The organism is Novosphingobium sp. KN65.2 (assembly GCF_001368935.1).
In the GTDB taxonomy this organism is placed as follows: Bacteria; Pseudomonadota; Alphaproteobacteria; order Sphingomonadales; family Sphingomonadaceae; genus Novosphingobium; species Novosphingobium mathurense.
The window spans coordinates 25,862-35,463 of the sequence record NZ_CCBH010000137.1; the positions used below are offsets into that span (position 1 = coordinate 25,862).

At 60.9% G+C, this 9,602-nt stretch carries 10 protein-coding genes; 5 read left to right on the plus strand and 5 right to left on the minus strand.

The genetic code is table 11. The annotated features are described in order from the left end of the window. The first annotated feature begins 6 nt into the window (after positions 1-6). Positions 7-864 (plus strand): NAD(P)-dependent oxidoreductase, encoded by an 858-nt coding sequence (locus SPHV1_RS06360; RefSeq protein ID WP_231634555.1) that lies wholly within the window; start codon positions 7-9, stop codon positions 862-864. Between the two features lie 19 nt (positions 865-883). Continuing rightward, on the plus strand, positions 884-2,287 hold the full coding sequence (locus tag SPHV1_RS06365; protein ID WP_082430873.1) for an SRPBCC family protein: 1,404 nt from the start codon (positions 884-886) through the stop codon (positions 2,285-2,287). Positions 2,288-2,392: 105 nt separating this feature from the next. Here SPHV1_RS06365 and dmpG read toward each other — a convergent pair whose 3' ends face one another. From dmpG to SPHV1_RS06380, 3 genes are read right to left on the minus strand one after another with little or no spacing between them, the layout of a single operon-like run. Next, entirely contained in the window at positions 2,393-3,415 is a 1,023-nt protein-coding gene (dmpG, locus tag SPHV1_RS06370) for a 4-hydroxy-2-oxovalerate aldolase (protein WP_054945203.1), read from the minus strand. Next, positions 3,412-4,365 carry an acetaldehyde dehydrogenase (acetylating) gene (locus tag SPHV1_RS06375; RefSeq protein WP_054945204.1) on the minus strand — a complete coding sequence of 318 codons (954 nt, stop codon included), beginning with the start codon at positions 4,363-4,365 and terminating at the stop codon, positions 3,412-3,414. Before SPHV1_RS06375 ends, dmpG begins: the two co-directional genes overlap by 4 nt. Positions 4,366-4,370: 5 nt before the next feature. Then, positions 4,371-5,159 carry a 2-keto-4-pentenoate hydratase gene (locus SPHV1_RS06380; RefSeq protein WP_054945205.1) on the minus strand — a complete coding sequence of 263 codons (789 nt, stop codon included), beginning with the start codon at positions 5,157-5,159 and terminating at the stop codon, positions 4,371-4,373. 84 nt (positions 5,160-5,243) lie between these two features. Between SPHV1_RS06380 and SPHV1_RS06385 the strand changes: the two genes are divergently transcribed. Continuing rightward, a complete protein-coding gene (locus SPHV1_RS06385; RefSeq protein WP_054945206.1) occupies positions 5,244-6,014 on the plus strand; it encodes an IclR family transcriptional regulator in 771 nt (256 codons plus the stop codon). Between the two features lie 100 nt (positions 6,015-6,114). Here the strand turns inward: SPHV1_RS06385 and SPHV1_RS06390 are convergent, their stop codons facing one another. Beyond that, a complete protein-coding gene (locus tag SPHV1_RS06390) occupies positions 6,115-6,945 on the minus strand; it encodes an NAD(P)-dependent oxidoreductase (RefSeq protein ID WP_197277665.1) in 831 nt (276 codons plus the stop codon). Between SPHV1_RS06390 and SPHV1_RS06395 the strand changes: the two genes are divergently transcribed. Together SPHV1_RS06395 and SPHV1_RS06400 are read left to right on the plus strand one after the other, a co-directional pair. Then, the gene (locus SPHV1_RS06395) at positions 6,939-7,772 is read left to right on the plus strand and encodes an IS5 family transposase (protein ID WP_054945208.1); all 834 of its coding nucleotides are present in this window, start codon (positions 6,939-6,941) and stop codon (positions 7,770-7,772) included. The two genes, SPHV1_RS06390 and SPHV1_RS06395, sit on opposite strands and share 7 nt — an antisense overlap. A 106-nt stretch (positions 7,773-7,878) precedes the next feature. Further along, complete coding sequence (locus SPHV1_RS06400) at positions 7,879-8,268, plus strand: helix-turn-helix domain-containing protein (RefSeq protein ID WP_054945216.1); 390 nt, start codon at positions 7,879-7,881, stop codon at positions 8,266-8,268. Between the two features lie 41 nt (positions 8,269-8,309). Here SPHV1_RS06400 and SPHV1_RS06405 read toward each other — a convergent pair whose 3' ends face one another. Continuing rightward, positions 8,310-9,548 carry an NAD(P)/FAD-dependent oxidoreductase gene (locus tag SPHV1_RS06405; RefSeq protein ID WP_054945209.1) on the minus strand — a complete coding sequence of 413 codons (1,239 nt, stop codon included), beginning with the start codon at positions 9,546-9,548 and terminating at the stop codon, positions 8,310-8,312. Between the last annotated feature and the right edge of the window lie 54 nt (positions 9,549-9,602).

Genomic DNA, 9,602 nt, shown 5'->3' on the forward strand with positions numbered 1-9,602 from the left:
ATCGAGATGACGATAGACATGACGGGAGAGATCAGATCCGTAGGCTTTGTGGGGCTCGGCGACATGGGCGCCAAGCAAGTGCGCGAGATAGCGAAGCTGCCCGTGACGCTCACGCTGTTTGACATGCGCGCGCAGGCGATGGAAGCCTTTGCAGGCCGGGCGACCCTGGCGTCCAGCCTCGCCGAGGTCGGTCGAGCCAGCGATCTGGTCGGCATCTGCGTGCAGGACGACGAGCAGGTCAACGCCTGTATTGACGAATTGCTGCCCGCCATGAAGCCTGGATCGGTGATCCTGATCCACGCGACGATCTCTCCCGATACAGTCCAAGCGATCGCCTTGCGAGCGGAGGAACGCGGCATTGAGGTCATGGATGCACCGGTGACGCGTACCCGGATGACACAGGACGGCCCGTTCGTCTTCTGCCCCATGGGCGGCGAGCCATCGGTGAACGCGCGGGTGCAGCCGATTGTTGACAGCTTCGCCACGCATTCGCTCCTTGCCGGTCCCCATGGGGCAGCGATGGCGCTCAAGATCTGCAACAATCTTGTGTCGTGGTGCCAGATCATCGTCGGGCTGGAATCGGTGAAACTGGCCGAAGCTGCAGGCGTCCCAGTCAAGCATCTGACTGATCTTATGGGAACAAACGGATTGCTGACCCCGCCCATGGGAATCTTTGCAGGGCTTTGGACAAGTCCGCCGCAGGGCGATGGTTGGCGGCAGGGTCTCGCCATACATGCCGCACTGGGTGAAAAGGACCTGAAGCTGGCCGAAGAGCTGGCTTCCCGAATGGGATCGCCGTCCGCGCTCGCCACCTTCGCTCGCAGCATCGTTCGGGAAACGGTGCTTGACGTTGGCCGTCACTGAAATTCGTCAAGGAAGATTGATGAGCGCCCATAATGCGCCCGCCCGGATCAGCCCGGCCACCCTTCACCTGTCCTGCATCGACCTGGCGCAAGCAGGGAGATGGTTTCAAGACGGCCTGGGCCTGATCCCGGCGGGTGGCACCCGTCTGATGGGTCGTGGGCCGCTCATCCATGATATTTCAGAGCAGCCGGGGGCCGAGGCTGTACGCTGGAGAATGCTCGCGGCCAATTCCCGATTCCGGATCGACCTGTATCAGTTCGCCACCCCTTTACCGCGCCTGGCTCCAGCCGGCGCTGAAGTAAGCGACATCGGATACAACCGGATCACCGTCCACGCCCCTGATTTTCAGGCAACGCTCGATCGGCTGGCGCGGCTGGGCAGTCCGCCCATCGGGCCGGTGACAGGCTCCAAGCCGGATCGGCGGGCCTGCGTATGCAATCCTGACGGGTTGTTTGTCGAGATCATGGAAAGCGATCTCCTGCCTGACGCTCCACGCGAGCCAGGGCGGGAGGGCAGCGTGGCAATCCGAGCCATCGCGATATCGACGCCCGACCTTGACGCTTCCATTGCCTCCTTCTCTGCCCTGCTCGGCGAAAGTCCGGGAAATTCGCAGGTGCATGATGACGCACATGAACCGCGGTGCGGGGTAAGGAGCGCGCAAAGCCGGCGCGCGACGTTCCGCGGCGAAGAGATGCTCATCGAATTGGTGGAATATGCTTCCCCCGGCGGCAGGCCAAGACCTTCCGATTGGCGCATTTCGGACCAAGGCGTGTTCGCCATCGCCTTTACCGCCAACAATATCCTGGCGTATCGGGCAATGCTGGAGCGCGCAGAGGCAGCGGGCGCCAAGTCTCGCGAAGCGCGCCTTGATCATCCCGATCGGGGGAGCACTTTCGTGCGCGATGGTCAGGGATTTCTGCTGGAACTGGCTTGGCAGGATCGGGCTAACGACTTCGGCTATCGCCCGCGCCCCGCGAACCGCCTGGTATCACCCGAGCGGTGGACGGTCCGCGCCGTGACGACCATAGCGGCGCCACTCGATCGTGTCTGGCGTGCACTCAACGACCATGAACGCATGGGTCGCTGGATCCAGGCGGACGAATTCCATGTGACAAAGGATGGCTTTCCCGATTCCGCTGGCTATGGCGCGGAACGCCTGCTCATCACTTACGGCCGCCGAGTGTCGCAGCAGGTGACACGCGTTTATCCAGGCCATGTCGGCTATCGCGCGATCGCCGGCACGCCATTCAATTATCACAACGGCACCGTCGACGCATCTTCGGAAGACAGCGAAACCCGGCTCGAATGGACAATCCGCTTCCGCACCAATCCCGCGCCGGTCGGCAAGGCTGTCCACCCTCAACTTCAGCAGGGAATCGAGGAAATGCTCGATGCCCTGAAAGACATGGTCGAGGCGGAATAAAGGGGCGCCGCGACGTAGGCGGCTGAGATGCCCAAGGAACGAGGCGCGCCAGAAACGTGATGACCCGTTCCAGTTCGCTCAGAACCGGAACGGGTGTGTGGCCGATCAGTCCTTCACCATGTCCAGAGCAACGTCGACGATCATGTCTTCCTGTCCGCCGACCATCTTGCGCCGCCCCAGTTCGACCAGGATGGCACGGGTGTCGATGCCATATTCGGCGCTCGCCTTTTCCGCATGGCGCAGGAAGCTCGAATAAACCCCGGCATAGCCCAACGTCAGCGTCTCGCGGTCCACCCGCACCGGCCGGTCCTGGAGCGGACGCACCAGATCCTCTGCCGCATCCATCAGCGCATAGAGGTCGCAGCCATGATTCCAGCCATAGCGGTCGGCCGCGGCAATGAAGACTTCCAGCGGGGCATTGCCCGCGCCCGCGCCCATGCCGGCAAGCGACGCATCGACGCGGATCGCACCGTTCTGGACGGCGACCAGACTGTTGGCGACGCCCAGCGACAGATTATGGTGCGCATGCACGCCGCGCTGGGTTTCAGGCTTCAGCAGCCGGTCGTAGGCCTGCAGGCGCGCAGCATATTCTTCCATGTTCATCGCGCCACCGCTGTCGGTCACATAGACGCAATGTGCGCCATAGCTTTCCATCAGCTTCGCCTGCTGCGCCAGCGGTTCGGGCCCAGACATGTGGCTCATCATCAGAAAGCCGGACACGTCCATGCCGAGGTTGCGAGCAGCCTCGATATGCTGCTTGCTGACGTCCGCCTCGGTGCAGTGGGTCGCGATGCGCACCGACCGCACGCCCATTTCATAGGCGTGCTTCAGGTCATGGACCGTGCCAATGCCCGGCAGGAGCAGGGTGGTAAGGACGCTATGTTCCAGTACCTCGGCAACCGCGCCGATCCAGTCCCAGTCAGTGTGGGCGCCAAAACCGTAGTTGAAGGACGAGCCCTGCAAGCCATCGCCATGCGCCACTTCGATCGCATCGACTTTCGCCGCGTCGAGGGCCTTGGCGATCTTCTTCACATGATCGAGGCCATATTGGTGCCGGATCGCGTGCATGCCGTCGCGCAGAGTGACATCCTGGATATAAAGCTTCGTGGCAGTCGGATCGAAGGTCATGCCGCGACTCCTCCATGTATGCGGACAGCGATCTTCTCGGCCGTGCGAAGCGCAGCCGAGGTCATGATGTCGAGATTGCCGGCATAGGCCGGCAGATAATGAGCAGCGCCCTCGACCTCGAGGAAGACGGAAACCTTGAGACCCGTGAAGCTGGTCTGCCCGGTAGGCGCCATCTCAGGAATGTGCAGCGGCTGATTGTCGCCGATGCTTTCGAACTGCACCGGCTGCTTCAACCGGTAACCCGGCACATAGGTCTGCACTTCTGCGACCATGTCCTCCACCGACCGGCTAATAGCCTCGCGGTCGCCATCGTCGCACAGGCAATAGACAGTATCTCGCATGATCAACGGGGGTTCGGCCGGGTTGAGGATGATGATCGCCTTGCCCCGGGTCGCGCCGCCTACATCGACGATCGCCTGGCTGGTCGTCTCAGTGAATTCGTCGATGTTCGCGCGCGTACCGGGCCCTGCACTCTTCGAACTGATCGAGGCGACGATTTCGCCATAGTGCACCTTCGCGACCCGGTTGACGGCAGCGACCATCGGGATCGTCGCCTGGCCGCCGCACGTCACCATATTGACATTGGACGCGTCCAGATTGGCCTCGCCGTTGACCGGCGGGATGGTGTAGGGACCGATCGCGGCCGGCGTCAGGTCGATCACCCGCTTGCCATGCTGTTGCAGCACGTCATTGTTGCGCTTGTGCGCGCCGGCCGACGTCGCGTCAAACACGATGCGTATGTCCTGGAATTCCGGCATGGCGACCAAACCGTCAATGCCTTCGTGCGTCACCGCCACACCCATGCGCGCTGCGCGCTTCAGCCCGTCGCTTTCCGGATCGATCCCGACGAAGGCACCCATTTCGAGCACGTTGGACAGGCGCATGATCTTGATCATCAGGTCGGTCCCGATATTGCCCGAACCGATGATCGCTACTTTTGTCTTACTCATACCGTTCAGGCCCTTTCGTACGTGAAGCTGCACTCACCGATACCGCCGACCACGGCGCGAACATGGTCGCCGAGTTTCAAGGCGACCATCGGCCCCAGCGCGCCGGCTAACAGGATATCGCCGGCCTTGAGCGGCTCTTCCCGCGCCGCCAGCGTTCGGGCGAGCCAAGCCGCGGCGTTAAGAGGATGGCCCAGCGCCGCTGCCCCCGCGCCCAAGGACACGATCTCGCCGTTGATTTCCATCACCATTCCTGCCGTGCGAAGGTCGAGGCCCGGCAACGGCTTGCCCGCATCGGCGAGCACGAAATAGGCCGATGACCCGTTGTCGGCGACGGTGTCGGCGAAAGTGATCTTCCAGTCTGCGATGCGGCTGTCCACGATCTCGATCGCGGCATGAACGGAAGCAACGGCATCGGCCACCATCTCGGGCGTCGTGTTCGGATCGGGCAGGTCCTTGCCCAACACGAAGGCTATCTCAGCCTCTGCCTTGGGCTGGAGACTTGCCGACGGATCAAGATAGCCGCCGTCGGCAACTTGCATGTCGTCGAACAGCACACCGAAATCCGGCTGATCAACGCCCAGCTGCACTTGCACCGCCTTGGCGGTCAGTCCCGCCTTGCGTCCGACGATCTTACGGCCCTGCGCTTCCCAGAAGCGGGTGTTGATGGTCTGCACGGCATAGGCGCCCTGAATGTCGACCGGATCGAGGCCGTCCCGCAGCGGAGGCACCGGGTTCCCGTTGTAGGCCTCGCGCAAGCGCCGTGCGAGTTCCTCGTGGTTGGTGGATGTCGTCATGATCGCTCCTCTCCCGACTTTGAAGCGATGGTAGATCGCAGGATCGTTTGAAGCCAGTCGTCGATCCTGCTAGCTTCTCACAACATGAGAAATGGTACACCTCAGATCGGCGCAACCAAGCGCACACTCGAGATGCTCGAGGCGGTAATCGGCGATGGCGGCCGCCGCTCGATTGCTGCGCTCGCGCGCGACATAGGTCTGCCTGTCGCAACAGCGCACCGACAAGTTAAAACGTTGATGTCCGCAGCCTATCTTTCTCGTCTTCCCAACGGCCGATACGTCGCTGGACCGAGGCTGTTGGCCCTGCTGAGACAGATCGATGAGAAGCAGATGATCGCAAATGCCGCCGCTCCGGTGCTCCACCGTCTGGCCGGACAGGTCCGCAGCATCGTGCAACTGGGGTCGCTCGACAACGACATGGTTACCTACCGTATCAAGACGGGTCGCGGCGCGGGCGATCTGTTTACCCGTGTGGGAATGCAACTCGAGGCCTATTGCTCCGCGATAGGCAAGGTGTTGCTTGCGCATCTTCCAGATGCCGAACGTGAAGCCTATCTTGAGACTGGGCCATTTGTTCCGCTAACACACAGAACGATTGTCGATCCCGACTTGCTGCGTCAGGAATTGGCGCGTGTGCGTGAGCGAGGTTATGCGATCGACAACGAGGAAATAGCAGAGGGGTTGGTTTGTGTCGCCATGCCGTTGCGGGGAGTGGACGGCAGCGTTGTTGCCGCCGCTTCGGTTTCCCGCGACAGCGCTACCGCCCGGCTGCAGGGGTTCGCTCGCGTCGTCGAACTGCTTGGTTCAGCCGTTGTCGAGATCGAGCAACATTCTGCGGCGGCCGGGCAGATGTGAAACCAGCCGGCCCTTGTCGCTAACAAACATTGACGCATCTCGCGATCAAAAAATGCGGAGCTTCTCTGCCGCACAGGAGCTTGAGGCCGAAATAAAACCATCAATAGGCAATGCCGATCTGCATCCGATGGTGGATAGGAGTCTCGATTTCGTCCAGTACCGCACGAGCATAGTCTATACCGCTGATCGCCGACTTGCCGTTGTCGTCAAATAGCGCCACGTCATTGCCGATCCGGTAATGACCCAAATCCTCCCCCGGCGCCCAGGCGGAGAATTCCAGAGCCGGCGAGACGAACAACCAATCGACTCCGGTCGAATCTGTCAGCAGATTGTTCAAAACATCCAGATTTTCCTGCGCCTCGACCAGAAGTTCCGAGGGCGTACCGGGAGGAAAGCCCTCCGCCTCGAGAATGCGGGGCCCGCCGGCGGTACGCCGCAGACAGGAAAATCCGCCGACCAGGATGAGACGGGCTCCCGCCCCGGCCGCCAGTTCGGCGAGCTTGCCGTAGGTTTGCGCGAGTGTGCCGACGTTATCGCCTCGCGGCGACAGTGCGCCGACGACAACCTGGGCCCCGGTAACGGTTGCGCCGGCATCAGCCGCCGTCGCCGTGATATGTCGGATGCCATCGATCGGCTGGTCAGCCGCCCTACGGCTAACAACGGTGACAGCGTGCCCCCGCTTTGCGGCCTCGCGCGCAATGGCCGACCCGGCATAGCCGGTGCCGCCGATGACGGCGATGGTCCTATGAGAGTTCATCAACCTTCCTTCCGGCTGGAGTTGGGACGAATATGAGCAGAATGCAGAATATGGTTTTGAGATGTAACGTGGTCTATTTTTGTTATCTGAGAGCCCGCCCCGAAAGTTGTTGAGCAATACCAGCATGTTGTGATTCACACCGTCCTTGCGAAGAGATGGAGTGATCAATGGCATGGACTGGTATTGCCCGGCAGGAGCATAGCCGGAAAGGATTGCGCTATTCCAGTGATATGACGGACCGGGAGTGGCAATTGGCGGCACCATTCATCCCGGCTGCCAAGCGCGGAGGTCGTCGTCGGACGACGGACATGCGCGAAGTGGTGAATGCCTTGCTATACATCGCGGCAAGCGGCTGCGCGTGGAGACTTCTGCCCAAGTGCTTCCCGCCAGTCTCGACGGTACAGCGCTATTTCTACGCCTGGCGCAACACCGGCCTGCTCGAGGCGATGAACACGGTGCTGGTGATGAACCTGCGTGAGATCGAGGGGCGCGAAGCCTCTCCGAGTGCTGGTGTGATCGACAGCCAGTCGGTGAAAACCACCGAAAGCGGCGGTCCTTGCGGTTATGACGCAGGTAAGAAGATCAAGGGGCGCAAGCGTCATATCCTGACCGACACCGGCGGTTTTCTCATCTTCATCCTCGTCCACACCGCCGACATCCAGGACCGTGACGGTGCCGTCGATGTCCTCAAGGCCGTGCGCAAACGCTTCCCATGGCTACGCCATGTCTTTGCCGATGGAGGCTATGCCGGCGACAAACTCCGGGCGGCCCTCGCCGGATCGGGAGTCTGGACGATCGAGATCATCAAGCGTTCGGATAAAGCGAAGGGCTTCCAGGTTCTCCCGCGTCGATGGGTCGTCGAACGCACCTTCGCATGGCTCGGCCGATGCCGACGCCTCGCCAAAGATTGGGAAACCACCATCGCATCGTCCACGGCGTGGGCGACGATAGCCTCCATACGCATGCTTACCCGCAGAACTGCAAGGTATTGCTACGCTTGAGGGACTTTCGAAGCAGACTCTGAATTAGAAGCTGCCCTCGAGGCCAGCAAGGAGGCATATTTTCTGATCAGGGCAGCCTGATGTGACCTGTAAAATGGAGACTTTGATGACTGGCTCTAAAGGACTGCTTCCGCCCTCGGGCACCGGATTCAATCAACCCTGCGTGGTACGCGATGTGGTTGATCGGGTAGGCGATCGATGGAGCTTGTTGATCCTCGCTCATCTGGCCGACGCCCCACTAAGGTTCAATGCATTGCATCGTTTGATCGGCGACATCTCGAAGCAGGTGCTGGCGCGAACCCTGAGACGGCTCGAGGAAGATGGTTTTGTCAGCCGAACGGTCTTCAGATCGACACCCCCGCAAGTCGAATATGCCCTGACCGGAATGGGAATTTCATTCCTCAGTCCCTTGAAGACGCTGATAGGATGGGCCGTAGCCCACCAGCACCTCATTTCGCAAGCAAGGGCCAGCTTTAAGCTCGAGCAAGAGGCTTAAAACGACATACTGCGGTCGGCGCTTTAACGATAATCTAGCAGTTAGGCCATTTTGACTTCCTTGAGCGGTATAGCAGGATCGCGCAACTGACCGAAGTCTAGCGCCGCGCCTGACAACACATGCGCGCGACCCTGCACATAATCTTTCACTGCATTTACACAATCGAGAGCGATAACCTTGCCACGCCTGAGATATACAATCGAGAAGCTGCGCGTCGCCGGATCACCACGCAGAACGGTCTGGTCAAAGCCGATCGACAAGCCCATCGTCTGTAGCTTGAGATCATATTGGTTCGACCAGAACCAGGGCACCGCATCATAAGGTTCATCCTTACCCATGATATGCGCCACCGCAGTCTTGGCCTGGTCATTGGCGTTCTGAACCGATTCAATCCGCATATGCGCGCCGCCTGCAAAGCGGTTTGAATGGGTTGCACAATCGCCGACAGCATAGATGTCGGACAAGGACGTGCGGCAATATTCATCCACGTCCACACCGTTGCCTCCAGCCGCGCCCGCCGCGATCAGCGGGCCGGTCTCCGGCACGATGCCGATGCCAACGATTACCATGTCGGTCGCGATCCGCTCACCATCGGCCATTCGCACGGCCGTCGCCCTCTTGCCATCGAGCGCGTCGACTACCTCGATGCAGCCCATCTTCGCGCTCGTCCGCAGGTCGATGCCGTGGGCGCGATGCTCCGCCTCATAGAAGCGTGACAGATCTTCGCACGCGACACGCGCCAGTACCCGATCCAGCGCCTCCAGCAAAACCACCGTCTTGCCGAACTTGGTCAGCACCGCGGCGGCCTCCAGACCGATATAGCCCCCGCCGATGACGGTGACATGGTTCGTTCCGCTCAGCTTGCCCATGATCGCGTCGACATCATCACGTCGGCGAATCCCATGGACGTTACCGGCGGCCGCGCCGTTGCAGGTCAGCGTGCGAGGCGAGCCGCCGGTGCACCAGATCAGTTTGCCGTAGCCGAACTCCCCGTCGCCCGCAGTCACGACCTTGCGCAAAGGATCCACGCCATTCACTCGTCGGCCCAGCAGCAGTTCGACCTTCCGCTCGCCCCAGAAAGCGAGCGGGCGGATCAGAATGCGCTCGAACGTCCTTTCGCCGGCGAAATATTCCTTGGACAGCGGCGGCCGCTCATAGGGCGGCTCCGTTTCGTCCCCTATCATGCCAATAGTGCCCTCAAAGCCCGCCTGCCGCAGAGAAATAGCCGCCTGGGCCCCTGCGTGACCCGCGCCAATGATCAGAACATCATAGAAGCTCATCCGTCCCCCATTCTCTGCAAAAATGTTCGAAGGTCTAACCTGTCTTATTCATGA

What these genes read in the sequence shown, in the direction of transcription:
- SPHV1_RS06395 (WP_054945208.1), top strand. Translation starts at nt 6,939, where the DNA reads ATGGCATGGACTGGTATTGCCCGGCAGGAGCATAGCCGGAAAGGATTG.
- dmpG (WP_054945203.1), bottom strand. Translation starts at nt 3,415, where the DNA reads ATGACCTTCGATCCGACTGCCACGAAGCTTTATATCCAGGATGTCACT.
- SPHV1_RS06375 (WP_054945204.1), bottom strand. Translation starts at nt 4,365, where the DNA reads ATGAGTAAGACAAAAGTAGCGATCATCGGTTCGGGCAATATCGGGACC.
- SPHV1_RS06405 (WP_054945209.1), bottom strand. Translation starts at nt 9,548, where the DNA reads ATGAGCTTCTATGATGTTCTGATCATTGGCGCGGGTCACGCAGGGGCC.
- SPHV1_RS06385 (WP_054945206.1), top strand. Translation starts at nt 5,244, where the DNA reads ATGAGAAATGGTACACCTCAGATCGGCGCAACCAAGCGCACACTCGAG.
- SPHV1_RS06365 (WP_082430873.1), top strand. Translation starts at nt 884, where the DNA reads ATGAGCGCCCATAATGCGCCCGCCCGGATCAGCCCGGCCACCCTTCAC.
- SPHV1_RS06400 (WP_054945216.1), top strand. Translation starts at nt 7,879, where the DNA reads ATGACTGGCTCTAAAGGACTGCTTCCGCCCTCGGGCACCGGATTCAAT.
- SPHV1_RS06360 (WP_231634555.1), top strand. Translation starts at nt 7, where the DNA reads ATGACGATAGACATGACGGGAGAGATCAGATCCGTAGGCTTTGTGGGG.
- SPHV1_RS06390 (WP_197277665.1), bottom strand. Translation starts at nt 6,945, where the DNA reads ATGCCATTGATCACTCCATCTCTTCGCAAGGACGGTGTGAATCACAAC.
- SPHV1_RS06380 (WP_054945205.1), bottom strand. Translation starts at nt 5,159, where the DNA reads ATGACGACATCCACCAACCACGAGGAACTCGCACGGCGCTTGCGCGAG.